Raw genomic sequence first — 25,561 nt, 5'->3', positions numbered from 1 at the left:
AGCTCTTATTCTTTGAACCTTAGCCAAGTTTGCGTGCGATATAAAAAGGCCAAATACCCCCGTACCTTCAATTTATCGGGGTCATCGGAATCTAGCCAAATTTTTCCACGAAAGGTCATCGCCTGTTCAGGGTCGAATAATCGTTTTCCCTTATAAACCCCATCTTCGGTTTCTTTAAAGGAATAGATGATCTGCATTCCATTAATAGGCTTGTCTTTCAATTCGCCTTTACATTTGATACATTTTGCATTCTCCCTACCCTTTTCCAAGACCTTAAGAACCTTACCTTGTAACAGTCCATCCTCTTTATACAGCTCAACGATTGCTTTGGTCACCCCGGTTCTATCATCAATGGTCTTCCATTTTCCAAAAACAGTTTGTCCATTTACAGCCGTAATGGTCAATAGACCAAGTACTGTTAATACTAAAATCGTCTTATGCATTTTCATTCTTTTTACCCACACTCTTTCTTAAACGATATAAAGTGGCATTTAGCTCAAAACCCAGTAACAATATATTCGAATTCAGCCAAATGAATACCATTAAAATCAACAACCCCCCAAGGGCTCCGTATAACTCGTTATACCTAGCGAATTTTTCTACATAGATACCAAATAAATAAGAGGTAACCACAAATAAGAGGGTCGTCATTAGGGCACCTGCCGAAAAAAAACGGACTTTTCGTCCTTCAGCGGTTCCAAAATAATATAATATTGCCGTAGTCAGGTACGATAACAACATAAAGAATAGCAATTTAGCAAACTGTACACCGGCGTAATCACTTTGCTCCACATCATACCCCAATTTTTTACCCAAATATTCAGAGGTATATTCGATAATGTAAAATTCAAAATAAACAAAGACCACGGCACCTAGAATGAGTAAGATCGACAAAAAAAGGCCCACCATCAAGGCATAGGCGTATTGTCTGAAGAAGTTTCGAGCAAGTTCGATATGGTATGAGTTCTCAAAAGCACTGAAAATCGCATTAACACCGTTGGCGACCAGAAAAATGGAAATCAAAAAAGCCGATGATAATAACCCACCCCTTTTTTGATCCTTGATCTGTTGGTAGATCTCGCCAAAATACTCACTGGTCGCCGAAGGCAGGAATGATTCTAAAAAAAGGAGGAACTGCATATCGAAATCCTCATTGCCCACACTGACATAAGGAATAATAAAGGGAACCAAGGTGACCAAAAAAATCAACAACGGAAAAAGGGCCATAAAGAGACTGAATGCAATGGAACTTGCCCTGCTTGATAGGGTACCTTTCACGATACCCACTACGTAAATTTCCAAAAGGTCATAAATGGACAATCCCTCAAAGCCAGGTAAACGTATTTTCTTTAATAGGGTAACAAGCCAATTAATCAGGGGGATGCGTTCAAGCCTTTCTTCAATAGCCTCTGACATCTATACTGCTTTAAGACTTAAGTCCATATTATGGACGGAATGTGTTAGGGCTCCTGAAGAGATATAATCGACCCCACATTCTGCATAATTTCGAATGGTTTCTTCGGTAATGCCCCCAGATGACTCGGTGAGACATGTTGTGCCAATCAATTCTACCGCTTTTCTGGTATCGTCATAGTTGAAATTGTCCAATAATATGCGGTATACCCCATTCGAATTTAAAATCTCTTTTACCTCATCAAGGTTTCTTGCCTCTACGATTATCTTTAAGTCTTTGTTATGATTGGCCAAATATTCCTTTGTTTTCGTAATTGCCTTTGTGATGCCGCCGGCAAAATCAATATGGTTGTCTTTAAGCATGATCATATCATAGAGTGCAAACCGGTGGTTTTCACCACCGCCTATTTTGACGGCCCACTTTTCAAGTGCCCGTATACCTGGGGTCGTCTTTCTAGTATCAAGGATCTTCGTGCCAGTCCCCTCTAAAAGGTTTACATAAAAAGCGGTCTTTGTGGCAATAGCGCTCATTCGTTGCATGGCATTCAAAACCAAACGCTCAGCTTTCAGTATACTCTGTGAGCTACCCGATACATAAAAAGCAACATCGCCGTACCTAACCTGAGAACCGTCATGAATATGGGTTTCAATCAATACCTTGGGGTCCACATATTCAAAGACCTGTTTTGCAAAACCAACACCGGCCAGAACACCCTTATCTTTTACCAGTAATTTTGCTTTCCCAGTGGCATTGGCCGGAATACAAGCCAGTGAACTATGATCACCATCACCAACATCTTCACGAATGGCGTTGGAAATAATCAGTCGTAATTCTTCATTAAATTGGGCGTCGGTAATCATCGTTATTTTTGATTTGAAGCTAAATTACTAAAAAGCTAATCGATAAAATTAAACGTCTGAACAAATAGTATTTTTACCAAATGAAAAGTACATCATGCATATAAGGTTAATTGCGATTGGAAAAACGGATAGCACGGCGCTGCAGGGTCTTATTTCAAACTATCAAAATAGGCTCAAACACTATGTGAAGTTTAGCCTAGACATTATTCCGGATATAAAAAACGTAAAGAACCTTTCGGAAATCGAACAGAAAAAGCGGGAGGCAGCACTTATTCTAAAACAAATTCCGCAAGCAGCAATCTTAATACTATTGGACGAGAAAGGAAAACAGTACTCTAGTCTGGAGTTTTCAACCCTACTTCAAAAAAGAATGAACAGCGGCATAAAAGAACTTGTATTCGTGATAGGTGGACCTTATGGTTTTGCGGATATCTTATATGAAAAATGCCATCAAAAAATAAGCTTGTCAAAGATGACTTTTTCACATCAGATGGTGCGCTTGTTTGTTGTAGAACAACTATATCGGGCGTTTACAATCCTTCGGAATGAACCTTATCATCATCAGTGACCTTGTTCGACGTACCTATACCGTATTTATCTAAAAGGTCTTCAACTTTTTTGAGGATTACCTTATGTGGCATCTCTTCATCATCATTCTTTTTTAAGGCACTGACCATATTCTTAGAAACCCCATTTAGATGATCCAGTTCCTCAGAAATGAATTTAAGTATTTCTTGCTGTCGTTCGGGCACTTTTTCAACCCTAAGCACATATTGAAGATCTTTGATATTCTTCATATGTGAATTGAAGACATGTGATTGATGCCATGCGATTTCTTCCAATTTTTTCTTTTGACTCATGATTCGATTAATAAATGGATTCACGATAAAGAAAATTTCAAACAACACGATAAAAACGGAGAAAATGGCTAGCTCCATTTCGATGATACGCATGCCCTTGATATCTTCCTCTGATTTTTTCTGGAATTGAAGAACGATCCCATTCATGATGGTAGTAAATCGATCCACGCGATAGCGCATATCATTGAATTTGATTTCGTCAAGACGCTTTAAGTCCGATAAATTCCATTTAAACCAATTCACATACGGTTCAAGCCGTACGAAATTGGCCGTAATATCGGTATTATCTAATTTTGGTATGCCCAGGTTTTCACTGCCATTTTGAAGAATGCCGTTCATTTGATACAACTTGTTCAAGGTCAATTTCAATTCGGCATAATCACAATTGTGGTAACGGCATGAGTACACTTCGTTCAATAAACGTTGACTGAGCATGCGCTGACGCCCGGCCAAGTTGACGATCATAGCCGTTGATCGTTGCTTTTTCAAAGAATATTGCATGATCGACTGAATGGCAAAAGTCAAAACGATAATGGATACCACCAGCAGGTAGTAGGCCCTAAAACCTTTTTTGAAAAGGCGTATTTTTCCAATATTCAACCGCAAAGCAATTTATTTTAAGAAATTACTTACAATTTATAGCGAAAAAATATCAAAAAATTAAAAATGTTGTCAAATCGATTTAAATGCTGGTGAAAGGGTAAATTTTAATATAACAGTTTTCATGCCTAATAAAGCACTCTAAATTTAATGGTGTGTTCTACGTTTTTAAGTGCCTTAATGACATCTTTGTTATATTCCTTGTCCAAATCCGTGATCACATAACCAACATCGGGATCCGTGGACAAAAATTGCCCCGTGATATTCATTTCGTATTTTGCCAATACCTCATTGATATCGGCCATGATTCCGGGTACGTTCTTGTGTATATGAAGAAAACGATGCGCATTGTTCTGTTTCGGTAACCGGATATTCGGAAAATTCACGGCATCCACGGTATTGCCCGAATTGATATAATCCATTATTTTATTGGGAACGAAATCGGCTATATCACGCTGGGCCTCTTCGGTGCTTCCCCCAATGTGTGGTGTTAGGATTACATTGTCCAAACCTTGTAGCTCCGTTATAAAATCACCGTTACTTCTTGGTTCTTCAGGATACACATCAATAGCCGCGCCACCCAACTTACCACTTTTTAGGGCTGCCACCAAAGCGGGAATGTCCACTACGAAACCCCTTGATAGGTTGACCAACATCGCCCCATCGCGCATGTGACCGATCTCATTTTCACTGATAAAATTCTTGTTGGCCTTGTTGTCGTCGATATGTAGGGTGACCACGTCAGAAACCGATAACAATTCTTCTAAGGTACTGCACTTGATGGCATTACCCAACGCCAATTTATCGGCCACGTCATAATAATACACCCGCATTCCCATCGCTTCGGCAAGCACGGATAATTGCTTGCCAATATTTCCGTAACCAATAATCCCTAGGTTCTTACCCCGAACTTCTTGTGAATTCAAAGCGGTCTTAAACCATTTTCCTTGATGTATTTCGGTGCTGCGTGGAAAAATACTTCGCTTTAACATGATGATCTGTCCAATGGCCAACTCCACGACTGACCTTGTATTGCTATAAGGGGCGTTAAAGACAACCACACCTTTCTTTTTTGCGCCCTCTAGGGCAATTTGGGTGGTTCCAATGCAAAAAGCCCCTACTACCAATAGCCTATCTGCAGCCTCCAATACCCTTTGGGTAACCTGGGTCTTTGAACGAATGCCAAGAACATGTATTCCCTTTATGCGTTCCATCAATTCTTCTTCAGGCAAAGCGTGCTTGACCAACTCTACGGAGAACCCTTCTTCCGATAGGTTATCAAACGCCTTCGGATGTACATTTTCAAGTAGAAGGATCTTAATCCTATTTTTTGGATATGATATTTTTCTTGGTAAATCGTTCACAAATAGAAACTCATTTAAATTAGGCGTTATATAATCGGCGTTGTCAGCGGCCTTTTCGCGATGTACGTTCTCAGTGTAGGCAAAAAATTTATCGGCAATACCTGCTTCACGCATGACATAATCACTGTAGCCATCACCTATGACCTGAACCTCACCTTCTAAATTAAGGTTTTTAAGGCATTCTATTTTTCCGTTGTGGGATGACAGTACATTGGTCTCATCGAAACCAACTATATTCCCTTTGGGGTCAAACTCAAAGGTATTGGCATATACTCGGTCTGAAGGTATGTTGTAGTCAGCAACAATGGGATCTATAAATTCTTTGAAACCGCACGAAATGACATAAATATCATCGGCGTAATCCTTGAAAAAGGCCTTGTTCTCTTCTATCGACTTTGAAATTTTATGGCGTAACTTATCAACCAGACCTGCCAGATCTTCTTTATGGGCATTTAATAGTTTGATCCTTCTTTCCAACGATTCGGTAAAAGAAATCTCACCATCAATGCCCAAATTGGTGATTTCCTGTATTTCCTTTAACACCTCGTCCTTGTTGGACTTCCCTTCAAGAAGAATTTCTGCGAGTACATCCAATGCTTCAACGCTCGTGAGTGTGCTATCAAAATCAAAGACATATTTTCTTCCGGTTTCGACCATTGCCCAAAAAAAATTAAGCCTTAAAAGTAAACATTAAATCCTTTGTACATTTTTAATGTATGAAAAATAATGACCTATCGAATTATTAGTGAAAAAGACTAAAAATTCAATATCAAAAAGCGACCAAAAATGGATAATCCTTATTCACAAAACATTGCCTCACTTTAGAAACCGAAGTATCACTTTTGAGAAATCACGGGTTTTGTAAGTACCATTGTGATCTCCGGCAACCAATCGTAGCGTTGCATTGGGTATTGCCCCTTGAAGGTCTTTCGGATCACCATTGTCAAGGTCTTTATCACCGGCTAGAACCAGAACTTCGGCAGCTACCCTTGCCAGTTCTTTTTTTGATGTAACGGGTTGGTATCGTTGCTGTAAATGTAAAGAGCGTAAATCTGCACCAATAGACTTGGCATAAGTTACGGCGCCCTTGGTTTCCTTAGAAATTTGACCGTCGAACGCAGCGGCAAAAAGCAAACGCCGATTCCATTGGGCATCGGTAAAATCGATTCCCATTCCACCCAAAACGGCTTTCGTGATTCTTTTATCCTTGGTAAGCAACTTGGCCAGTACGATGCTTCCCCGAGAATAGCCCACCGCTGAGCAGTTTTCAATTGCAAGTTCTTCCAACAGTGCTATAATATCCTTTACTTCAGCGTCATTTTGGTAAGCTTTGTCATTCTGGGGTTTGTCAGAATCACCATTCCCCCTGAGATCTATGGTAATGACCTGATACCCCTCGGTCAGCAAATCTTTTTTAAGAGGCGTTTGGTCCCAAGATTTTCTTGAATTTATAAAGCCGTGCAACAAAATAATCGGGGCACCCACACCTTCTATATCATAAGCGATCTTTACATTGTCGAAAGATTCAAAATACCGTGTTTGTGCAGCTGAAAAACCAGTGCTCAATAGCCATCCTAACATCAGTATTCGCTTAGCCAACTTATATCCCATTTTTAAAACCATCGGCGAACAGCTTTGCAGTACAAACGGTAATCTTTACCAAAAAGCTTTAGCAAGGCCTCTTCTTCTTTCTTAATCTGGAAATGGTTCATAAAATACACGAAACCAGCCGCAATGATGGTATTAAAGGCATTCCCCAATTTTAGACCTATAGCGATGAGTATAAGCAACAATGCCAAATACATCGGGTTTCGAGTATATTGATAGATACCGGAAACCACCAAAACGGAAGCTTTTGAAGGTTTTATAGGGTCTACCGTGGTCTTTGCCTTTGCAAACTGATATAGTGAAAGTAACGCCAGAAGTAGTGCTATGCCAGATATGCCAATTGCAAGCGGGTACCTCCCAAAAAAATCGAAATTGCCAACCGGCAAGTAGCTTGCCAATAGGTACATCAAAAGACCAAATACCATAAACACGACCACAGGGGGTAATTTATATTTCATCTTCATGATTTTCGTTACTGCTTTAACCGTTTTACTATCTTTCTTCTATGAAACACTTCGTACTGAAAATCAATTATCATTTAGTCCGTATTTAGTCAAAATAGGTGCCATTGCCAAAGCCCACTGCGGATATGCCTGTGGCTTCAGATGGGTATTATCATCAATGACATACTCTTTTTTGATATCTCCACTTTGACAGAGAAAGGGTCTTAAATCCAAAAAATCATAATTCCTTTTTTCGCAGAACAGTTTCATTTTCGCATTAATGGAATCAATAGTTCGGTTTCGCTCAGTATTCGTTCTTTGGTACAATGTGGTGGTGTAAATAGGTTTTGTGCCTACCTTGCTGATAGAATCCATTACCATGGTCATATTCTCGTAAATACGCTGTGATGAAATGCCCAAGGTCAAATCATTGATACCGCCCTTAAAAAAGCAAAGCTTTGGTCGATACGGAACAATGAAGTTTTTGATGACCCAAGACAATTGCTGGGTGGTCCAACCGGGTTTTCCACCATTAAAAACATCATTCCGGTCCAAAACTTTATCCCAGTCCCCTTGATATGTTATCGAGTTGCCCAACATCACGATGTTGACCTTTTTTAAGGCATTGCCCTTTTCATCGATTATGCCCTCTTGAGAAGGTGGGACCTCAGGTTGACTTGCAGTCTTGGTATTAATGGAAAAAAACAATAAAAAGCAAAACAACACCAAGTTGAGCCCTATGGAAATTGGTAGGAAGTTGGTTTTTTTCATAGCATTAAAGGTAATACTTTCGTCTTATGAAATTAGTCTTTGTTACACATAACCAAAATAAATTTGAAGAGGTCAAGGCTTTGATACCCGATTCCATTGCATTGATTTCCCTGACCGATTTGGGATGTACGGATGATATACCGGAAACGGGAAAGACCTTAGCCGAAAATGCACGGATAAAGGCAGACTTTGTTACGGAAAACTACAAGCTATCTTGTTTTGCCGATGACACGGGGCTTTTGGTAGACGCCCTAGACGGAAGGCCTGGCGTATATTCTGCAAGGTATGCAGGTCAAGAAAAGAATGCAGAAGCCAATATGGAAAAGTTACTTCTAGAACTGGAAGGCAGTAGTAACAGGGCCGCCCATTTTAAAACAGCAATCGCGTTGAACCTTAAAAATGATCATCATTTGTTCGAAGGATCGGTTCATGGCTACATTGCATCGCGTAAGAAGGGCAAAAACGGATTTGGCTACGATCCTATCTTCGTGCCCAGTGGTTACGAACAGACCTTTGCCGAACTGCCCTTGTCCCTAAAAAACCAGATAAGTCATCGTGGTAGGGCCATCCAAAAACTGATTGCCTTTCTTAACACGCTTTAACTAATTGAAAATAAAGTTATTGCTAGATTATGGTTCGTAGTCGTTAATTAGCATTACCTTTGCCGCTTTATTAACGCCGCCGGTATGGCAGGTGTTGCGCTGAGCAAAGGTTTATAAGTAATTATCGCTCTATGCAACACACATATTTGCGAATACTTATAGACACATGTCAAAATTTGAAAGTTTAGGGCTTCAAGAGTCCCTATTGGCTGCAGTTGCAGATTTAGGATTTGAAAATCCATCAGAAGTACAAGAAAAAGCAATCCCCATCTTATTGGAAGATGAAACCGATTTAGTGGCCTTGGCCCAAACCGGTACCGGTAAAACCGCCGCTTTTGGTTTTCCCTTGATCCAGAAAATAGATGTTGCCTCCAGAACGACCCAAGGGTTGATACTATCGCCCACACGGGAACTTTGCCTTCAGATCACCAACGAAATGCAACTATATTCCAAGTACGAAAAAGGAATGAACATCGTTGCCATTTATGGTGGTGCCAGTATCACCGATCAAGCCAGGCAAATTAAAAAAGGGGCACAAATCGTTGTGGCAACCCCGGGACGGATGAAAGATATGATCCGTCGTGGTATCGTTGATATTACCAAAATCGATTATTGTATTCTTGACGAGGCCGATGAAATGTTGAATATGGGCTTTTTTGAGGATATCAAGGATATCCTTTCCAATACCCCAAAAGAGAAATCGACATGGTTGTTCTCTGCTACCATGCCGAAAGAGGTCGCTACCATAGCCAAGAAGTTCATGCACAGCCCGAAAGAGATTACGGTGGGTGCGAAAAACTCAGGTGCCACGACCGTACAACACGAATATTATGTGGTTAGTGGCCGTGACCGCTACCCTGCCCTAAAACGATTGGCAGACGCGAATCCGGGAATATTTTCAGTAGTATTCTGTCGTACCAAACGCGACACGCAAAAAGTTGCCGAGAAATTAATCGAAGATGGTTACAATGCAGGCGCACTACATGGCGATCTTAGCCAAAACCAGCGCGATTTGGTCATGAACGCCTTTCGTAAAAAACAAATCCAGATGTTGGTGGCAACCGACGTAGCCGCAAGGGGAATCGATGTTGATGACATCACCCACGTCATCAACTACCAATTGCCCGATGAAATAGAAACGTATACCCACCGCAGCGGAAGAACCGGAAGAGCTGGAAAATCGGGCATTTCGATGGTCATCGTAACCCGAAGTGAGCTTCGTAAGATCAATGCCATTGAACGAAAGATCAAACAAGATTTTCTCGAAAAGAAAATTCCGAGCGGAATCGAAATCTGTGAAATCCAGTTATACCATTTGGCCAATAATATCAAAGACACCAAGATTAATGAAGAGATCGATGGTTACCTACCTGCCATAAATGATGTTTTAGATGGAATTGACAGGGAAGAGTTAATCAAAAAGATAGTATCGGTAGAGTTTACGCGATTCTTCAATTACTACAATAAAACCCGTGACCTGAACTCCAGCGACGGTTCGGGCCGAAGGGAACGGGGTGCGACCGAACATCCGAAAGATGGTTCTGTGCGCTATTTTATAAATGTTGGGGAGCGCGATGGTTACGATTGGATGTCATTAAAAGATTTTCTTCGTGACAAACTAGGTTTGGATAAAGATGATGTATACAAGGTAGACACCAAGGACAGCTTCTCTTTTTTCAATACCGACGCCCAATTTACCCCACTTATCTTGGAAACTTTCTCCGATTTCAAGGTAGATGGACGTTTTATCAATGTTGAGGTTTCTAAAAGCCCAGGTGGGGGTCGAGGTGGAAACCGAGGCAGTGGACGAAGAAGAGATCGTGACCGCAATAGAGGTGGCGGGGGCCGACGAGACCGTAATACCTCTTTTAAAGGAAGCAAAAGCGGTTCTAAAAAGTCAAAAGGAAAAAGAAATAGTGGCTTTTATTAGTTAAGGGCATCCTAAAAGTTAGGGCTGGCCGTGATTATTTTCTTTGTTTTGTAATTTTGGATAAGAAAATTGCTACATGAATAGACTTTTACCGTTTGTTTTTCTTTTGTGTGTTGTGATCGGTGTTTCACAAGAGAATGATACTACACAGCCCATTGAAGAACTGCAAGCTACGGTCATTAATGCGCAGACAAACTTTCCATTGGAAAGTGTGCACATCATCAACCTTAACCGTATAAAAGGTACTATTACGGATCAAGATGGAAAATTCACGATAACCGCTGCGGTCAATGACACACTCTATTTGACTTATTTAGGTTTTAAGCCCCAAAAAGTAAGGGTAACCAACGATATGTTCAAGTTTGATGATACGAAGATTGCCCTCACCGAACTCGCTTACGCCTTAGAAGAAGTTGTGGTACGACCCTATCAATTAACCGGTTATCTCGATATTGATGTAAAAAACCTGCCTATTAACACCTCATATCAATACAGTATATCGGGGCTTAACAAAAGTTATGAGGCAGGCAATAAAAACCCAAGTTCGGTTACCAAGGTTTTGGGTGCAATATTGAATCCCGCCGATATGTTGCGAAATCTATTCGGTAAAAGACCGGCACAGCTTCGTAAATTGAGACAAATGAAGGAAGATGAGGATATTCGAGATCTACTGGCTTCAAAATTTGATAGGGAGACCCTTATTCAATTATTGCAACTCGAGAAAATGGATATCGAAGATATACTTACCAACTGCAGCTATTCCAAGTCCTTCATTAAAACAGCCAATGACCTTCAAATTTTAGATGCCATCAGTAGTTGTTATGAAGAATATAAAGTATTGAACAGAAGATAATTACATTTTCTTTTTTAGTTTGTTAAAATCACTCCTATTTATATTTGGGCGTTGGGCCCAAATAAATTTTATATTTCAACATGCATTTTATAGTTTTAGGCAAATTCCTCAAACATGAAAAAACTACTTATCGTTATACCGATATTGGCCTTGATATGCAGTTGTAAAGAAGTAAAAAAAGATTCCATCATAGAAAAACAGTCCGAGACGATTACCCAAGAAACGAAAAAAAACGTTCCTTTCTTTTGGGAAGGGGCAAATATTTATTTTCTCTTGACAGACCGTTTCAACAGTGGTAAAACGGATAATGATACCACTTTAAATAGAAAAGACAGCACCGCGGTACTGAGGGGGTTTGAAGGTGGTGACATTAGCGGTATCTCAAAAAAAATTGATGCTAATTACTTCAATGACCTCGGTATTAATGCGATATGGTTTACACCTATTGTAGAACAAGTTCATGGCCCAACTAATGAGGGTACTGGAAACACCTATGCCTATCATGGCTATTGGGCGAAGGACTGGACTGCCATCGATCCTAATTTTGGCACAAAAAAAGATTTGGAGGATTTGGTCAAAAAAGCACACGCAAAAGGTATTCGGGTAATTTTGGATGTCGTCTTAAACCACACCGGGCCCGTTACGGAATTCGATCCGGTTTGGCCAGAAGAATGGGTACGGACCGAACCAAAATGTGAATTCACCACTTATGAAAATACCACGGCCTGTACCCTAGTGGCCAACCTACCCGATATACTTACAGAATCAAATGAACCGGTAGAATTGCCAGACGCATTGTTGGCAAAATGGAAAGAAGAGGGCAGGCTAAGTCAAGAGCTTGATGAATTGAACCTTTTCTTTGAAAGAACGGGATATCCCAGAGCACCAAGGTTTTACATCATTAAATGGTTGACCGATTACATTCATGAATTTGGTGTGGATGGGTTTAGGGTAGATACCGTAAAACATGTCAATGAAAATGCATGGTCAGAATTGAAAAAGGAAGCTGAATATGCCTTTCAAACCTGGAAGAAGAAAAATCCCTCGAAAGTATTGGACGACAATTCATTTTATATGGTCGGTGAGGTTTATAATTACGGGATATCCTCAGGAAGGGAATTCGATTTTGGCGATAAGAAAGTTGATTATTTTGATCACGGTTTTTCAAGCTTGATCAATTTCGACCTTAAAAATGATGCCCATAAAGATTACGAGACCGTTTTTAAAAAGTATAATACTTTGTTGAATACGAAACTTAAGGGAAAAAGCGTATTGAACTACCTTACCTCCCATGACGACGGCAGTCCCTTTGACAGGGAACGAAAAAAGCCCTACATCGCGGCCAATATGCTCTTGTTGACCCCAGGTGCTTCACAGGTATATTACGGTGATGAAACCCTGCGGCCCTTGAATATTGAGGGAGCCGAAGGTGATGCCCATCTGCGCTCCAATATGAACTGGGAAGATTTGGACAGCCTACCATCTGTGAAGAAAGTACATGAGCATTGGCAAAAATTAGGAACGTTTAGGGCAAACCACCCAGCTGTTGGCGCGGGCAAGCATAAACGTCTATCTAAAAAACCATACGTGTTTTCAAGAATGTTCGTCAATAAAGAGTATAAGGACAAGGTGGTATTGGCATTGGATCTGCCCAAAGGAAAAAAATCGCTTAAGGTGAAAGGTTTTTTTGGTGATGGTACTAAGCTATATGATACCTATTCCAATACCGAGGTAATTGTTCAAAACGGAAAAGTCTCGCTTGACAACGATTTTGATACCGCCCTGTTGGAATTGGTGGAATGAAATCTTCTTTAGTGTAAATAAAGTATATCATGTATTTTCGATTGGTCTGCATTTTAGTGTTGAGTAGCATTCTGTTGTTTCTTCCATCTTCATGTAAGGAAGATAAAAAAGTAAAAAAAACGACTACCGATTCTGAGATAAAAGTACTTGCCAGTAGCGAATATCAATGCTCCATGGACTGTGAAGATGGTAAGACTTACCATGAAGAAGGAACATGCCCCGTTTGTAAAATGAAACTGCAGGCAATGGAATCTGAAATGATCAAAAGCTGTGGGCTACATGAACAAGGGGAATGTGATTGTAATGACGATGCCTGTACCTGTGATGGCTGCCCCATACATGGGTAATATCGCCCATCATCCATTCTACATTGATCAACCCCTATTAATTATACTTTTGAGTGGAGGGCTATTCTATTGCCTTCTGAATCGTGAAAAAGTCCCATATACCCGATATCGGGACTAATCTGGGTCTTGGGTTTCAAGATACTACCGCCTGAAGTTTCAATTCTATTCAACTCATCTTGCACATCATTGCAAGAAAAATAGATCAGCACACCTTCTTTGCGATTGGGAATGTACCATTCCGGCGATTGAACCAATGAGCCCGAACAACCCGGTGAACCATCCAAACTTGGTAACCACCCCATCAAGGTACCACCAAAATCATGGATTTCGATCTGTATCTGAAAAACGGCTTCATAAAAAGCTTTGGCCCTTTCCATATCAACAACAGGTATTTCGACCCAACCTATTAAGTTTTGTTCCATTATGAATCCTCCAGTATTGTTTTTAAACTTGATAGCCCTTCCTCAAAGTCCTTACCTACCATTTTGTCCATACTCATGAACAACATCATAATACTCATGGGGAACTTGTTGTTGCCAGAAAAGCCCCAGGTTACCTTGGTCTTACCTTCAGCTGTATTTTCGGTCAATAGATAGCAATTCGATTCGGATTTGAATGGTTTCATAAAACGCAACTCCCCATCAATCCGCTCTCCATCGACGATCTTCGTAATTTCTTGTTCTCCCTCTCCAACCTCCTTATTACCGAGCCAATAACTTACAGATCCTACTTCACCGTCGGTACCACGAAACTCTTTCTTCATATTGGGATCCTTTTTTACCCACGGAGACCATAGGTCCATTTTCTTTAAGGATCGCAAAAAATCAAATACCTCTTGTTTAGGTTTTCCAATTTCTACAGAACGGGAAACATCGTAAGTTTTAGGGGCCAATACGGCCAAAATCAGCACAAGCAGGGCAATGCCCGCAATAATGTAAAGAAAAGTCGTCATTTTGTTTGATTTAATTGGTTGTCACTAAAATACAAAAAACTCAGGTTGTTAAATAACGTTCAATAACCCGTTCCACACCTTTGATTGATTTTTTAGTCCAGTCCATTCGCTTTTCAAGCAATTCATTTTCAGATAATTGCCATTGAACACTACTGGTTCTTAGGTCTTTTGTCAACTTTTGTAAGATTATGGCAGCAGCAACGGATATGTTCAGACTCTCTGAAAAACCTTGCATGGGTATGCTTAGAAATCCATCGGCCCTTTTTAGGACCTCCCCGCTTAATCCGTCTCTCTCGGTTCCAAAGAACAGTGCCGTTTTCTTGGTAACCTTAACATCTGAAAGTTCGTTTCCGTTTTCGTTGGGCGTAGTTGCAATAATGTGATAACCATCAGTCTTAAGTCGGTCAATACATGCAGTAGTGGTTTGATGTCGATGCACATCGACCCATTTCTCGGCACCCATAGCGATATTCTTATCCAATCGTTTGCCAAACCTGTTTTCAATGACATGAACCGTTTGAACACCGAAAGCATCACAGCTTCTAATTACTGCACTCGTGTTATGCAACTGATAGACATCTTCGATGGCTACGGTCAAGAAATTGGTTCTTTTAGCCAATACCTGTTCAAAGCGATGTTTTCGTCGCTCGGTCAAAAAACCTTCCAAGTATTTCAACAAATCAAGGTCGAACATGAGATACAAGATAATCAAAATGTTAATTTTGAAATAATCAATAATATGCCATGGAAAAATTATGAAAAAAAAGATTGTAGTCTTGACCGGAGCTGGAATGAGCGCTGAGAGCGGCTTAAAAACCTTTAGGGACGCCAATGGACTATGGGAGGGGTATGACGTGATGCAAGTGGCCTCACCACAGGGCTTTTCATCAGATCCTGAACTGGTTCTGGAGTTCTATAATCAACGCCGCAGGCAATTACTGCAGGTCGAACCCAATGAAGGGCACCTGGCACTGGCACAACTTGAAAGTCAATTCAATGTGCAGATCATTACCCAAAACGTCGATAACCTACATGAAAAGGCGGGTAGCTCAAATGTGTTGCATTTACACGGCGAACTTTTGAAAGTACGGAGCACCGCAAACGAAAACCATGTCTTGGATTGGCATAAAGATTTAAACCTCGGTGATGTGGATGAGACTGGACATCAACTTCGCCCGCATATTGTCTGGTTTGGTGAAATGGTGCCAATGCTTGAAAAAGCCATTCCACTGGTTGCCGAGGCCGATGTTTTACTGATCATAGGTACCTCAATGCAGGTATACCCCGCAGCAAGCCTGATAAATTACGTCGCCATAGAAACCCCTATTTACTTTATCGACCCTAGGCCAAATGTTTCAAAATCAGATTTCAAGAACCTTACCGTAATAGCCGAATCAGCTACTTTGGGTATTCCCATGGTGGCGCATGGTCTGTATAATACCTTGTAACATGACTAAAGAACAACTCGTTTTAAACCTTAATTCGGGTAGACTTTCCAAATCACGAATAGACAGTCTGGTGCAAAGCTTGTTAAACCACCATGAACTGGTTCAACCATTATTGATCGAGGTCTTTCGCCAAGATAAAAATGATGAGTTCAATGCCAGTTGGGTGTTTGATCATTTGATGCGGAAAAAACTAGGGCTTCTACTGCCCCATTTAGAATTGTTTACCCTAGAAATCAAACAGCTGACCTCAGAATCTTGCATTCGGCCAATAGCGCATACCTGTCAGCTTCTTGCAGAAGCCTATTTCAAAAAAAAGAACCAAGAAGTCATTGAAAGTATGACTTCAACGCAGCTGGAACGATTAGTGGACTGCTGTTTCGATTGGCTAATCGAAGAGCATAAAATTGCCTCAAAAGTGTTTGCGATGACCACTTTATTCCATTTGGGGAAACGATTTGAATGGATACACCCAGAGCTTAAAATTATATTGGAAAAAAATATTGGTAGCGGAACATCCGGCTATAGGAACAGGGGCAAAAAAACATTGGATATGCTTGTGGCCTTGGGCCACTAATCTTTGAAGATTGAGTATCTTTGCCCTTTCCTAAAAATCAAGGTAAATGTCTTTAAACCAGCTAAACGCCATATCACCTATCGATGGGCGTTACCGAAACAAAACCGAAGCACTGGGAAGCTATTTTTCAGAAGAAGCATTGATCAAATATCGGGTACGGGTCGAAATAGAGTATTTTATCGCACTTTGTAAAATACCCTTGCCACAATTGTCTGATTTTGATACAACGAAATTTAGTGCGCTACAAGAAATTCATACTGATTTCGCCGCAGAAGATGCGCAATCCATCAAAGACATCGAAAAAACCACAAACCATGATGTTAAGGCCGTTGAGTATTTTATAAAGGAAAAGTTTGATGCGCTCGGATTGGAAAAATATAAGGAATTCATCCATTTTGGGTTGACCTCACAAGATATCAACAATACGGCCATTCCGTTCTCTATAAAAGAAGCCATGAACAATGTCTATGTGCCTTCTTATTTTTCAGTTTTTGAAAAACTGAAAAACTTGGCCGCGGAGTGGGAAGGGATACCAATGCTTGCCAGAACCCATGGGCAACCGGCCTCCCCTACCAGATTGGGAAAAGAAATTGCCGTTTTTGTCGAACGGCTGAAGCAACAATTTGATTTATTGAACGATATTCCTTCCGCTGCTAAATTTGGTGGCGCAACAGGAAATTACAACGCTCATAAAGTGGCCTATCCCAATGTGGACTGGAAGGTTTTCGGGCAAAAATTCGTTCAAGAAAAACTAGGGCTCCACCATTCCTTCCCAACGACCCAAATCGAACACTACGACCATATGGCCGCCCTGTTCGATTGCCTAAAACGCATCAATACCATCATCATTGATTTGAATAGGGATATCTGGACCTATGTCTCAATGGATTATTTCAAACAAAAAATCAAAAAGGGTGAAGTGGGCTCTTCTGCCATGCCCCATAAAGTGAACCCGATTGATTTTGAGAACTCAGAAGGTAATTTAGGCCTTGCCAATGCTATTTTTGAGCATTTATCGGCAAAATTACCCGTTTCAAGACTGCAACGTGATCTAACCGATAGTACTGTTCTGAGAAATGTAGGGGTCCCTTTTGCGCACACCCTAGTGGCCTTTCAATCAACATTGAAAGGGTTGAACAAACTGGTATTGAATGCCGATAAGTTTGAAGAAGATCTCGAAAACAATTGGGCCGTTGTTGCTGAGGCAATTCAAACCATCTTAAGACGCGAGGGCTACCCTAACCCATATGAGGCCTTAAAAGGGCTCACCCGAACCAATGAAAAAATAAATCAAGAATCCATCGCTGGTTTTATTGAAACGTTGGCGGTATCCGAGACCATAAAAACGGAGCTAAAACAAATTACGCCCGCTAATTATACCGGGGTTTAGGCATAATACTTTTTTATAAAAAACGGCCACTTTTTAGTAAAGTGGCCATTTTAATGTATTGTCAAAATGTTATTTATTGATTTGTACTTCGTGTGGGTAAGGTATTTCAATACCTGCTTTGTCCAAGGCCAGTTTACAACCTTCGTAAGTCGCAAAATACACATCCCAATAGTCTTCAGGTTTACAAAATGGCCGTACGGCAAAATTGACTGAACTATCGGCCAGTTCCATGACATTTACCGATGGTGCGGGGTCTTTAAGTACCAAAGGGTTAGCGGTTAGCACCTCCATTAAAACTTCTTTGGTCTTCTTGATATTTTCATCGTAACCTACACCAATAACGGTATCGACTCTGATTTTACCCTCAGCCGTATAATTGACGATATTACCATTCGCCATTGCCCCGTTGGGTATGATAATCAACTTATTTTCTGGGGACACCATTTTGGTCGTAAAAATCTCGATGGTCTTTACGACCCCTAGAACCCCTTGGGCCTCTATTAAATCACCGATACGATAAGGTTTAAATATCATGATGAGTACCCCACCTGCAAAATTTGACAAGGAGCCTTGAAGTGCCAACCCAACCGCTAAACCGGCAGCGGCTATAACTGCGGCCAAACTTGTGGTCTCTACACCAAGGGTAGAAATTACCGTGATGATTAAAAATATCTTTAATCCCCATGAAACCAGATTGACCAAAAATCGTTGTAATGATTCATCGTAACTGCCTTTGGCCATGGCCTTTCGCAAAACGCCCATCAACTTTTTAATAATCCATGAACCAATAAGGTATATCAGAATGGCTCCGATAATCTTCGGACCGAATTCGATGATAAAGTCAATACCTTTTTCTATCCAAATTTGTGCATCTTCCATAATTTTATAAATGATTTGTTAGTGTTTCTAAAACTTGAGACACTAATATAACCAATAGGTCACGTTCCTTATTTAAGAAATTATAAAATTTTGCATATAAAAAATCCCATAGTGCAATCACACTATGGGATTTTCAAGTTTAGTTGAGCTTAACTTATCCTTTTAAGAACTTACCGATTTCACCAAGGCCTTCCCCATTATAATCCGATTTCTGAATGGCTTGCATAAGCTGCACAATGTGCGCCGGATTCATATCCTTTCCCAAAACTCGAACCAATGCAAAACCTTGTTCATTGCTATCACCGTAAATAATGACCTCATCTATGGCATTCTCATCGCCGAGGTATTTTACGACCCCTTTTCCATATTGTGAATTGATCTTCATTAACTCCACAAATTCGTCATTCTTTAAAATCGCCTTAACCTTGGTCTTTTCCAATTTGTATTCCGCTACATTGTCCGCGGTCTTTCGAAATGCCAATAAATTGAACTTTCGTAAAGATTCCACGGCATTACGCTGTCCATCGGTCAGGTCGGTCTCTTCCATTTTAAGAATGCTCGCTGGAATATCCAAAGAAACAAAATTCGGATTTTCTTTGTTATCCACATAATATTCTTGTAAGCTCTGTTGTGATGCACAAGAACCAAGCAACACCGCAATTAACAGGACTGCACTTTTCAAAATTTTTTTCATGATTGCATTTTTTGATTGACTTATGGTATAAGTCATTATTTTGATTGATTTGTTACAACGCTAACGAATGATTATTTACCTCTTTTCGCTTTCTTCAATTCTTTTGGTAAATTCATTTTATTGGTAAGGGAGCCTATCTTGTTCAAATCGATATCGCCGGTCATGGTCAACAATACGGTTTCAAAATGGGGTCCTTTATCAGAATTATTTTTATCGTCTATGCCTGTAACGAACATGACCAATTCCCTGACCCTATCGGCATTACGACCACTTTTAATGTAGAATTTTACATTGGTGTCTCCGTCTTTTACCCGCATCAACTCTTCCATTCTACTTTTTTTGACGTACGATTTTATGGTTAAGGCCATATCTGCTGAGACTTTTGAATCTTCTGAGATAAAAACCTTGATACCATCAATACTTTTTGCCAGTGCTATGAATTCTTGTGCTTCTTTATCTTGACTATCAGATGACATATTGGCCACCATACCCAATAACCCCTTGTTTATGCTTATTGAAGCGACATTATCAGCATCTTCATATTTGTCAAAAGCAGATTGCGAAACTGCCCATAATGGGCTAAGGGCCAACGCTATTACAACTATTATTTTTTTCATGATCGTTCTTTTTGAGATTGATGATTTGATTTTGTTTTGATTGATTTTAAAAGTTTGATTTATAGAAAACAGCCGGTGGGATCGTTTTACCCCACCAACTGAATCTTTATGGTCACTTATTGCTTTTTACCCGCCTTGTTCAATTCATCGGGCAGATTCATTTTCTTTGTCAACGAATTGATTTTGTTCAAATCGATATCGCCCGTCAATGAAAGGAGAACGGTCTCAAAATTTCTACCGTCAGCTTCGACGTCTTTAAGACCGGTAACGAACATCAACAACTCACTGACATGATCATCGTCTTTACCTTCTTTGACATAAAACTTGACATTGGCATCTTTATCTTTTATTCGCATCAACTCGGTCAACGAAGACTTCTTCAAATATCCACTGACTGAAGCTTTCATATCGGCACCAATGGATTTGTTATCGGTAGTAAACACTTTTAAGCTCTTTAGACTTGTGGCAATATCCACAAAATCTTGGGCTTCGGGATCATCAACTTCGACGTCAATTTTTGCCAATAGGTTGAACATACTTTGATTTACCACTACTGATGTGACATCATCCAACTCTTCATACTTGTCAAATAACGATTGTGAAAAGCCAGCAAGTGGTAATACGGCTACTAAAAGGATTAAAATATTCTTTTTCATTTGTTTTAAATTTTTGTTTTCTATGAATACTGTTTAAAAATCAAAGAACCTATGCAACCACTCGTTACACTCGTTCCGTTTTGAATTTGTTTAATTTATTTACTATTAATTAGTACTATACACTTTTTGTTTTGCAACCTCAAACTCTTCCAATAAAGCTACTTTTTCGGTACCCTTGCTAAAATTTTCTGCAAGAAGGTTCAAGGCCTCTTTAGTTTGTTCGTAGGCAATTCTTGCCTGTTTTTGTTCTTGGTAATGTTGATAGGTATCATTACCAAGATACACACCAAAGGCCAACACTACGGCCGCCGCAACGGAAACCCATCTATAATACACTTTTTTTCTAGGTTTTACGGGTTCTGAAAGGGCTGAAAGCTTTGTAAACTGTTCTTCCTTGGCTTTAGAGAAATAGTTGAACATGGGTTGGTATTGCTCGAGATGTGTTGCGACACTTTCTTGATTGAAATACGCCCGTAATGTTTCTTCTTCGGCAACTGTAGTGGTCGCCTCAAAATACTTCTCCAATAATCTTTCTATGTGCTTATCCGATTCCATAGCTATGCTTTTGCATTAATTTTTCCCTTACTGTTTTTCTTGCCCTTGAGAGGGTCACCCGCACTGCGGTCGGTTTCATATCCAACAATTCCGATATTTCGTCAAAATCATAGTCTTCAATATCCCGCAATTGCAGTACCATTTTTTGTTGTTCCGGTAATTCATCCATTATCCGTTCTACCCAATTCACGCTATCTTCTGCCTCTAACTGCTTTTGCAGTGATGTGCGTTCATCTTGATAGTTGCTATGGACTAATTTTAAATTACCGGCCTGTTTCGATTTCAAACGATCCAGGCAAAAATTCTTTGTCATGGTCATTGCAAAGGCCTCTACACTTTTATATTGGCCCATTGCTTCATTTTTCGACCACAGTTTGAGCAAAATTTCCTGTGTTGCATCCTCGGCTTCCTCTCGGGAGACCAATAAGCGCTTTGCCAACCGAAATAACTTATCTTTAAATGGCAATACAAGATTTAAAAACTCTTTTTGTTGCATTTGGTGGTTTAGTTATATGCAAATCAATTTACGACTTACAACATGATGACGACGTATGACGAATATTGTTACAAAAATTATTAAAATATTCTCAGATCTCCCTATTTTAGGGTTTTAAAGGACTAAGTTGTTCTATAAGGAGAAGTGAGGAATCAACTTTGGAACACTAATTGCTACTTGAAAGAAAAAACGCTATGAAGAAATTATTTTTGCCTTTTGTTGCCGTCATCCTATTTGTTAGTTGCAGTAATGACGATGATCCCGCGGACTTCTTTCCGTTATTGGCTGACGAATCTACTGCCGAGATACAGGATTTTATGTGGAAAGCCATGAATCAATGGTATTTTTGGCAAGGCGAAGTACAAGATTTGGCAGATAATAGATTTAGCTCTGACGAGCAATACACTGAATTTCTTGAAGCAACCCCTAATCCCCTAAATTTCTATAATAGCATTCAGTTCAACGAAGACCGTTTTAGTTTCTCCAACTCAGATTACACTACCTTGGTCAATAGTTTAAACGGAATATCAAAGAGTAACGGTCTAGAGTTTGGTCTAGTTCGATTTGCGGAAGGTGATGATATTTTTGGATATGTACGATACGTTATTCCCAATTCCGATGCTGCCGCCAGTGCTATTCAACGCGGTGCTATTTTCACTAGGGTAAATGGTACCCAACTTAATTTGAATAATTATCGCGATTTGTTGTTTGGTAACAATGATACCTACACATTGGGGTTGGCTACCATTAGTAATGGCACTATAACCGATAGCGATGATGAGGTCACCCTAACTAAATTTGAAGGTCTGGAGGAAAATCCGGTTTTGGTAGCCAAAACCTTGGATGTCAATGGGCAAAAAATAGGCTATTTGATGTATAATGGTTTCACGCGTGGTTTTGACGAGGATTTGAACAATGCGTTTGGCCAGTTTGTCGCTGACGGGGTTACTGACTTAGTATTGGATATGCGCTACAATCCCGGTGGTTCGGTCAACTCTTCACGCCTGTTAGCAAGTATGATTTATGGAACGCGAACCCAAGATTTATATATTAGACAACGTTGGAACGACAAAATTCAATCACAATTCAGTGATGAGCAGTTAGAAGACAATTTTGCGTCTAGAACAAACGCGGGTTCCCCTATCAATACCCTCAATCTCAATAGGGTTTATGTCATTGCCACAAATAGTTCGGCTTCTGCTAGTGAATTGGTCATGAACGGTCTTGAACCTTATGTTGATGTCATTCATATAGGCGAGACGACTAGGGGGAAAAACGAATTCTCCATAACGCTTGTAGACGATGAAGACAATGACTATGTTTTTAGCACTTCAAGACAAAACAACATTAATCCCAACAATAGTTGGGCCATTCAACCCCTGGTCGGACGTAATGAAAATGCAGATGGCTTTTCTGATTACACCGCCGGACTGGCACCCGATATTCAAATAGAGGAAGATCTGGGCAATTTAGGGGTTTTGGGAAATGTCTCAGAACCATTATTGGCGAGGGCAATTCAAGAAATCACTGGAATTGTGGCAAAATCGCGATTTTCTGAAACGCAATTCAAGGGTGAGCAAATATCAAATTCAAAATTATTTACCCCGATGAGGGATAATATGTATATCGATAAACCTTTGAGTTCAAAATAAAAATAAAAGCGGCCGGTTGGCCGCTTTTTTTATGCTTTAAAATTGCAATCGCATTCCCAGACGCATATTTCTTCCCCTAGTGGTAAAGTCCGTAACCTCAACATAGGTCTCGTTAAACACATTATCCAAAGCAAAGAAAAAACCTAAGGTATCATTGATATCATGCTTTACATAAAGGTTCAGTAAACTGAATGCATCTAAATCCACTTGAGAAAAAGTAGCAAAATCAGTGTCGGTGCGATCTGATACCGTTTGATAGCTTAGACTGACATAGGTTTTAGCGCTAAAATCATAGGCAACACTAGCATTTACCTTATTTTGGGGAATGCGAAGCGCCAAACCATTTTCAGCATCGGTGTAGGTATAATTGGCCACAAGGTTCAAATTGGCTACCGGAATAACATTCAGCTCTACCTCTACCCCATTAAAATCAACAGTTTCTTCCAAATTTTGATACTGACTTTCAAAAGTATCAGGGTTGATGGTAACAAAATCGATACGCCCTTCTTCGCTTCTATTAAAATATAGGGCGCTGATCCTAAACTTTTCTGACGGACGATACTCTAAACCTCCTTCCAAGGTTGTATTCTCTTCTACATCCAAATCAGGATTCGGACCAAAAGGACCAAATAACTGCGATAAGTTTGGCGCTATAAATGAAGTTGCGTAAGATCCTAAGAATTTAAGATATCCTTCCCCTATTCCAAAAACATAAGACGGATTAAAATTGTAAATAAAATTTGACCCATACTCACTATGGTTGTTCAAACGCACACCAGCATTTAAATTCAATCCAAAATCACTTACATAAACAACATTGGCATAAGGGTCAATACTTGTAGTGTTCTGTTCTTCACTAAAAAGGGTCGTATTATCAATAAGGTTTAGCCCAGCAATAGTGTAAAAACGATTGTTGAACGTATACTTATTGAACAAATCTAAAACCAGCGATTCAGAATCAAAGGCCGAAGGAAAACTAGATTGAAAACTTCTAGTTATCTGATTGAAAGCCCCATTGAAATTCAAACTACCATTCTTATAGGCGTATGTAGAAGAAAGCCCAAACCGCGATTGCTCGCTGTCAAAACTAAAATCAGCATCCTCTATCGGAAAGCCGTTGTCAAAATCAGCGTTTAGCTTATTGTAAAATGCCGAAGCGGTTACAGTAAACTGTTCTGAAAATTGATATCCCAGCTTTACGGTTCCTTCAATTCTTGAAAAAGGGTCTTCCTCTTCCCCGACTGCTGCCGAAAGTCCATTGGTAAATTGGTGTCCACCTGAGGCCAATATTGAAAATCGATCTTGTTTTGCCGAAAAAGTGACCGTATTTGAAAAATCGGCCAGGTTGTAGTTTTGGTCGTCTTGAGACTGGTTCGTACCGATACTGGATAGTACTTCAAGTGCAGTACCCTCTTTATTGGCTTTCTTGGTCGTTATATTGATAACAGCCGTGGCGGCGGCGTTCCCGTAAAGGGTACTTGCAGCACCTTTTAAAATTTCTATGCTCTCAATTTGATTGGTGTTCAACAAGCGAAGGTCATATTCAGCGTTGACATTGGAAGGATCAGATACCTGAATTCCATCAATGATGACCAAAACCTGTCTGTTGTTACCTCCCCTGGCAAATACCGTAAGGTTCTGGCCGGCATAACTTCTTGTTCCGTTCACCTCGATACCGCTTTTGGTGTTGATGAGTTCGGCCACTGACCTGCCTTGATTGGCTTCCAGTTCTTTTGCGTCAATTTTAATGACTGTTTTACCTGAATTTTCACGTTTTAATTGAAAACGTGAATCACTGACAACCACCTCATCCAGGTTTTGGACTTTAATGGTGGAGTCATTGGGTTGTTCTTGCGCTATTAGTGGTGCACAACCGCAAAAGGTCAAAAGACCAAATACTACTTTTTTCATAAAAAAATCAATTGCTCGGAAAAGCTATAGGTTGCCCTATGTAAACTTCTGTCCCGAAAGTTTTACATTCTTTGTTTGAATCTGGCAGGTCTCCTGACTTGCGTCTTATCAGCTACCTTCCCATCCTTTTCAAGACAGTGGTTTTGAAGTGTTGATAAGCACCGTTATACTGATATACATCAACTATTCAACGGCAGAGCTTACAGTTGCGGGAACAGTTCTAGATTTTCACTAGATTCCCTTTTAATCGACGAGGCCAAACCTTTTTACGGGTATCGTTTC

General features: G+C 40.1%; 27 protein-coding genes, 1 pseudogene and 1 riboswitch. Of the genes and pseudogenes, 10 read left to right on the top strand and 18 right to left on the bottom strand.

Going from position 1 to position 25,561, the window contains the following annotated elements; all coding sequences use genetic code 11:
- Window positions 1-5 precede the first annotated feature (5 nt).
- Genes AACM45_RS01230 through nadC form a run of 3 tightly spaced genes read right to left on the bottom strand, consistent with a single transcriptional unit; the run spans window position 6 to window position 2,274 of the window.
- A complete protein-coding gene (locus AACM45_RS01230) occupies window positions 6-443 on the bottom strand; it encodes a DUF2147 domain-containing protein (protein WP_339140242.1) in 438 nt (145 codons plus the stop codon).
- Window positions 436-1,416 (bottom strand): YihY/virulence factor BrkB family protein, encoded by a 981-nt coding sequence (locus AACM45_RS01225; RefSeq protein ID WP_339140241.1) that lies wholly within the window; start codon window positions 1,414-1,416, stop codon window positions 436-438. Before AACM45_RS01225 ends, AACM45_RS01230 begins: the two co-directional genes overlap by 8 nt.
- Complete coding sequence (gene nadC / locus AACM45_RS01220) at window positions 1,417-2,274, bottom strand: carboxylating nicotinate-nucleotide diphosphorylase (RefSeq protein WP_339140240.1); 858 nt, start codon at window positions 2,272-2,274, stop codon at window positions 1,417-1,419. It abuts the gene before it with no gap.
- A gap of 94 nt (window positions 2,275-2,368) precedes the next feature.
- Here nadC and rlmH point away from each other — a divergent pair, with 94 nt between their 5' ends.
- Complete coding sequence (gene rlmH, locus AACM45_RS01215; protein ID WP_339140239.1) at window positions 2,369-2,842, top strand: 23S rRNA (pseudouridine(1915)-N(3))-methyltransferase RlmH; 474 nt, start codon at window positions 2,369-2,371, stop codon at window positions 2,840-2,842.
- Here the strand turns inward: rlmH and AACM45_RS01210 are convergent.
- The 5 genes and pseudogenes from AACM45_RS01210 to AACM45_RS01190 form a co-directional block, all read right to left on the bottom strand.
- Window positions 2,805-3,740, bottom strand: coding sequence for a type IV pili methyl-accepting chemotaxis transducer N-terminal domain-containing protein (locus AACM45_RS01210; RefSeq protein WP_339140238.1), 936 nt, complete (start codon window positions 3,738-3,740; stop codon window positions 2,805-2,807). The two genes, rlmH and AACM45_RS01210, sit on opposite strands and share 38 nt — an antisense overlap.
- A 122-nt stretch (window positions 3,741-3,862) precedes the next feature.
- Window positions 3,863-5,755 (bottom strand): phosphoglycerate dehydrogenase, encoded by a 1,893-nt coding sequence (gene serA / locus AACM45_RS01205; RefSeq protein ID WP_339140237.1) that lies wholly within the window; start codon window positions 5,753-5,755, stop codon window positions 3,863-3,865.
- Window positions 5,756-5,914: 159 nt separating this feature from the next.
- Window positions 5,915-6,709: an alpha/beta fold hydrolase gene (locus AACM45_RS01200; protein ID WP_339140236.1), complete on the bottom strand. Its 795-nt coding sequence runs from the start codon at window positions 6,707-6,709 to the stop codon at window positions 5,915-5,917.
- A gap of 2 nt (window positions 6,710-6,711) precedes the next feature.
- Window positions 6,712-7,176: pseudogene (locus tag AACM45_RS01195) on the bottom strand (methyltransferase family protein); the annotation flags it as partial.
- A 57-nt stretch (window positions 7,177-7,233) separates the two neighbouring features.
- Window positions 7,234-7,920: an SGNH/GDSL hydrolase family protein gene (locus tag AACM45_RS01190; protein ID WP_339140235.1), complete on the bottom strand. Its 687-nt coding sequence runs from the start codon at window positions 7,918-7,920 to the stop codon at window positions 7,234-7,236.
- Between the two features lie 26 nt (window positions 7,921-7,946).
- Between AACM45_RS01190 and AACM45_RS01185 the strand changes: the two genes are divergently transcribed.
- The 5 genes from AACM45_RS01185 to AACM45_RS01165 all read left to right on the top strand — a co-directional run bounded on the left by AACM45_RS01185 (window position 7,947) and on the right by AACM45_RS01165 (window position 13,455).
- The gene (locus AACM45_RS01185) at window positions 7,947-8,522 is read left to right on the top strand and encodes a non-canonical purine NTP diphosphatase (protein ID WP_339140234.1); all 576 of its coding nucleotides are present in this window, start codon (window positions 7,947-7,949) and stop codon (window positions 8,520-8,522) included.
- A 166-nt stretch (window positions 8,523-8,688) separates the two neighbouring features.
- Complete coding sequence (locus tag AACM45_RS01180) at window positions 8,689-10,452, top strand: DEAD/DEAH box helicase (protein WP_339140233.1); 1,764 nt, start codon at window positions 8,689-8,691, stop codon at window positions 10,450-10,452.
- 76 nt (window positions 10,453-10,528) lie between these two features.
- On the top strand, window positions 10,529-11,305 hold the full coding sequence (locus AACM45_RS01175; RefSeq protein WP_339140232.1) for a carboxypeptidase-like regulatory domain-containing protein: 777 nt from the start codon (window positions 10,529-10,531) through the stop codon (window positions 11,303-11,305).
- Window positions 11,306-11,419: 114 nt separating this feature from the next.
- On the top strand, window positions 11,420-13,108 hold the full coding sequence (locus AACM45_RS01170; protein WP_339140231.1) for an alpha-amylase family glycosyl hydrolase: 1,689 nt from the start codon (window positions 11,420-11,422) through the stop codon (window positions 13,106-13,108).
- Between the two features lie 29 nt (window positions 13,109-13,137).
- On the top strand, window positions 13,138-13,455 hold the full coding sequence (locus AACM45_RS01165) for a heavy metal-binding domain-containing protein (RefSeq protein ID WP_339140230.1): 318 nt from the start codon (window positions 13,138-13,140) through the stop codon (window positions 13,453-13,455).
- 41 nt (window positions 13,456-13,496) lie between these two features.
- On the opposite strand, the gene AACM45_RS01160 is transcribed toward AACM45_RS01165, so the two are convergent.
- The 3 genes from AACM45_RS01160 to AACM45_RS01150 are packed head-to-tail and all read right to left on the bottom strand — an operon-like array spanning window position 13,497 to window position 15,101.
- Window positions 13,497-13,877 (bottom strand): VOC family protein, encoded by a 381-nt coding sequence (locus tag AACM45_RS01160; RefSeq protein WP_339140229.1) that lies wholly within the window; start codon window positions 13,875-13,877, stop codon window positions 13,497-13,499.
- On the bottom strand, window positions 13,877-14,407 hold the full coding sequence (locus AACM45_RS01155) for an SRPBCC family protein (protein ID WP_339140228.1): 531 nt from the start codon (window positions 14,405-14,407) through the stop codon (window positions 13,877-13,879). The genes AACM45_RS01160 and AACM45_RS01155 overlap by 1 nt, the downstream gene beginning before the upstream one ends.
- Window positions 14,408-14,447: 40 nt before the next feature.
- A complete protein-coding gene (locus tag AACM45_RS01150; protein WP_339141172.1) occupies window positions 14,448-15,101 on the bottom strand; it encodes a TrmH family RNA methyltransferase in 654 nt (217 codons plus the stop codon).
- A 61-nt stretch (window positions 15,102-15,162) separates the two neighbouring features.
- Here AACM45_RS01150 and AACM45_RS01145 point away from each other — a divergent pair, with 61 nt between their 5' ends.
- The 3 genes from AACM45_RS01145 to purB are packed head-to-tail and all read left to right on the top strand — an operon-like array spanning window position 15,163 to window position 17,819.
- Complete coding sequence (locus tag AACM45_RS01145) at window positions 15,163-15,855, top strand: SIR2 family NAD-dependent protein deacylase (RefSeq protein WP_339140227.1); 693 nt, start codon at window positions 15,163-15,165, stop codon at window positions 15,853-15,855.
- A gap of 1 nt (window position 15,856) precedes the next feature.
- Window positions 15,857-16,429: a hypothetical protein gene (locus AACM45_RS01140; RefSeq protein ID WP_339140226.1), complete on the top strand. Its 573-nt coding sequence runs from the start codon at window positions 15,857-15,859 to the stop codon at window positions 16,427-16,429.
- A gap of 46 nt (window positions 16,430-16,475) precedes the next feature.
- A complete protein-coding gene (gene purB / locus AACM45_RS01135) occupies window positions 16,476-17,819 on the top strand; it encodes an adenylosuccinate lyase (RefSeq protein WP_339140225.1) in 1,344 nt (447 codons plus the stop codon).
- 69 nt (window positions 17,820-17,888) lie between these two features.
- Here the strand turns inward: purB and AACM45_RS01130 are convergent, their stop codons facing one another.
- From AACM45_RS01130 to AACM45_RS01105, 6 genes are all read right to left on the bottom strand, one after another.
- The gene (locus AACM45_RS01130; protein WP_339140224.1) at window positions 17,889-18,698 is read right to left on the bottom strand and encodes a mechanosensitive ion channel family protein; all 810 of its coding nucleotides are present in this window, start codon (window positions 18,696-18,698) and stop codon (window positions 17,889-17,891) included.
- 154 nt (window positions 18,699-18,852) lie between these two features.
- Window positions 18,853-19,392 carry a DUF4252 domain-containing protein gene (locus tag AACM45_RS01125; RefSeq protein WP_339140223.1) on the bottom strand — a complete coding sequence of 180 codons (540 nt, stop codon included), beginning with the start codon at window positions 19,390-19,392 and terminating at the stop codon, window positions 18,853-18,855.
- Window positions 19,393-19,463: 71 nt separating this feature from the next.
- On the bottom strand, window positions 19,464-20,009 hold the full coding sequence (locus tag AACM45_RS01120) for a DUF4252 domain-containing protein (RefSeq protein ID WP_339140222.1): 546 nt from the start codon (window positions 20,007-20,009) through the stop codon (window positions 19,464-19,466).
- A 116-nt stretch (window positions 20,010-20,125) separates the two neighbouring features.
- A complete protein-coding gene (locus AACM45_RS01115) occupies window positions 20,126-20,665 on the bottom strand; it encodes a DUF4252 domain-containing protein (RefSeq protein ID WP_339140221.1) in 540 nt (179 codons plus the stop codon).
- Window positions 20,666-20,770: 105 nt separating this feature from the next.
- A complete protein-coding gene (locus AACM45_RS01110; RefSeq protein WP_339140220.1) occupies window positions 20,771-21,220 on the bottom strand; it encodes a hypothetical protein in 450 nt (149 codons plus the stop codon).
- Window positions 21,207-21,716 (bottom strand): RNA polymerase sigma factor, encoded by a 510-nt coding sequence (locus AACM45_RS01105; RefSeq protein ID WP_339140219.1) that lies wholly within the window; start codon window positions 21,714-21,716, stop codon window positions 21,207-21,209. Before AACM45_RS01105 ends, AACM45_RS01110 begins: the two co-directional genes overlap by 14 nt.
- A 194-nt stretch (window positions 21,717-21,910) precedes the next feature.
- Between AACM45_RS01105 and AACM45_RS01100 the strand changes: the two genes are divergently transcribed.
- Window positions 21,911-23,368, top strand: a complete 1,458-nt coding sequence (locus AACM45_RS01100) for a S41 family peptidase (RefSeq protein WP_339140218.1) — start codon at window positions 21,911-21,913, stop codon at window positions 23,366-23,368.
- A 36-nt stretch (window positions 23,369-23,404) separates the two neighbouring features.
- On the opposite strand, the gene AACM45_RS01095 is transcribed toward AACM45_RS01100, so the two are convergent.
- Complete coding sequence (locus AACM45_RS01095; RefSeq protein ID WP_339140217.1) at window positions 23,405-25,279, bottom strand: TonB-dependent receptor plug domain-containing protein; 1,875 nt, start codon at window positions 25,277-25,279, stop codon at window positions 23,405-23,407.
- 66 nt (window positions 25,280-25,345) lie between these two features.
- Window positions 25,346-25,560: riboswitch (cobalamin riboswitch) on the bottom strand.
- Between the last annotated feature and the right edge of the window lies 1 nt (window position 25,561).

This window comes from Croceitalea sp. MTPC5, from assembly GCF_036985505.1.
Classification (GTDB): domain Bacteria; phylum Bacteroidota; class Bacteroidia; order Flavobacteriales; family Flavobacteriaceae; genus Croceitalea.
Note: the sequence above shows the minus strand (reverse complement) of the source record. Positions and strands in the feature narration are given on the sequence as shown.

Coding starts and splice junctions, on each gene's coding strand:
- AACM45_RS01190 (WP_339140235.1), bottom strand. CDS start 7,920: ATGAAAAAAACCAACTTCCTACCAATTTCCATAGGGCTCAACTTGGTG.
- AACM45_RS01155 (WP_339140228.1), bottom strand. CDS start 14,407: ATGACGACTTTTCTTTACATTATTGCGGGCATTGCCCTGCTTGTGCTG.
- AACM45_RS01160 (WP_339140229.1), bottom strand. CDS start 13,877: ATGGAACAAAACTTAATAGGTTGGGTCGAAATACCTGTTGTTGATATG.
- AACM45_RS01180 (WP_339140233.1), top strand. CDS start 8,689: ATGTCAAAATTTGAAAGTTTAGGGCTTCAAGAGTCCCTATTGGCTGCA.
- AACM45_RS01165 (WP_339140230.1), top strand. CDS start 13,138: ATGTATTTTCGATTGGTCTGCATTTTAGTGTTGAGTAGCATTCTGTTG.
- AACM45_RS01185 (WP_339140234.1), top strand. CDS start 7,947: ATGAAATTAGTCTTTGTTACACATAACCAAAATAAATTTGAAGAGGTC.
- AACM45_RS01140 (WP_339140226.1), top strand. CDS start 15,857: ATGACTAAAGAACAACTCGTTTTAAACCTTAATTCGGGTAGACTTTCC.
- AACM45_RS01110 (WP_339140220.1), bottom strand. CDS start 21,220: ATGGAATCGGATAAGCACATAGAAAGATTATTGGAGAAGTATTTTGAG.
- AACM45_RS01115 (WP_339140221.1), bottom strand. CDS start 20,665: ATGAAAAAGAATATTTTAATCCTTTTAGTAGCCGTATTACCACTTGCT.
- AACM45_RS01175 (WP_339140232.1), top strand. CDS start 10,529: ATGAATAGACTTTTACCGTTTGTTTTTCTTTTGTGTGTTGTGATCGGT.
- AACM45_RS01125 (WP_339140223.1), bottom strand. CDS start 19,392: ATGAAAAAAATTTTGAAAAGTGCAGTCCTGTTAATTGCGGTGTTGCTT.
- AACM45_RS01150 (WP_339141172.1), bottom strand. CDS start 15,101: ATGTTCGACCTTGATTTGTTGAAATACTTGGAAGGTTTTTTGACCGAG.
- AACM45_RS01145 (WP_339140227.1), top strand. CDS start 15,163: ATGAAAAAAAAGATTGTAGTCTTGACCGGAGCTGGAATGAGCGCTGAG.
- nadC (WP_339140240.1), bottom strand. CDS start 2,274: ATGATTACCGACGCCCAATTTAATGAAGAATTACGACTGATTATTTCC.
- AACM45_RS01225 (WP_339140241.1), bottom strand. CDS start 1,416: ATGTCAGAGGCTATTGAAGAAAGGCTTGAACGCATCCCCCTGATTAAT.
- AACM45_RS01105 (WP_339140219.1), bottom strand. CDS start 21,716: ATGCAACAAAAAGAGTTTTTAAATCTTGTATTGCCATTTAAAGATAAG.
- AACM45_RS01170 (WP_339140231.1), top strand. CDS start 11,420: ATGAAAAAACTACTTATCGTTATACCGATATTGGCCTTGATATGCAGT.
- AACM45_RS01130 (WP_339140224.1), bottom strand. CDS start 18,698: ATGGAAGATGCACAAATTTGGATAGAAAAAGGTATTGACTTTATCATC.
- AACM45_RS01100 (WP_339140218.1), top strand. CDS start 21,911: ATGAAGAAATTATTTTTGCCTTTTGTTGCCGTCATCCTATTTGTTAGT.
- AACM45_RS01095 (WP_339140217.1), bottom strand. CDS start 25,279: ATGAAAAAAGTAGTATTTGGTCTTTTGACCTTTTGCGGTTGTGCACCA.
- AACM45_RS01200 (WP_339140236.1), bottom strand. CDS start 6,709: ATGGGATATAAGTTGGCTAAGCGAATACTGATGTTAGGATGGCTATTG.
- rlmH (WP_339140239.1), top strand. CDS start 2,369: ATGCATATAAGGTTAATTGCGATTGGAAAAACGGATAGCACGGCGCTG.
- AACM45_RS01230 (WP_339140242.1), bottom strand. CDS start 443: ATGCATAAGACGATTTTAGTATTAACAGTACTTGGTCTATTGACCATT.
- AACM45_RS01120 (WP_339140222.1), bottom strand. CDS start 20,009: ATGAAAAAAATAATAGTTGTAATAGCGTTGGCCCTTAGCCCATTATGG.
- purB (WP_339140225.1), top strand. CDS start 16,476: ATGTCTTTAAACCAGCTAAACGCCATATCACCTATCGATGGGCGTTAC.
- serA (WP_339140237.1), bottom strand. CDS start 5,755: ATGGTCGAAACCGGAAGAAAATATGTCTTTGATTTTGATAGCACACTC.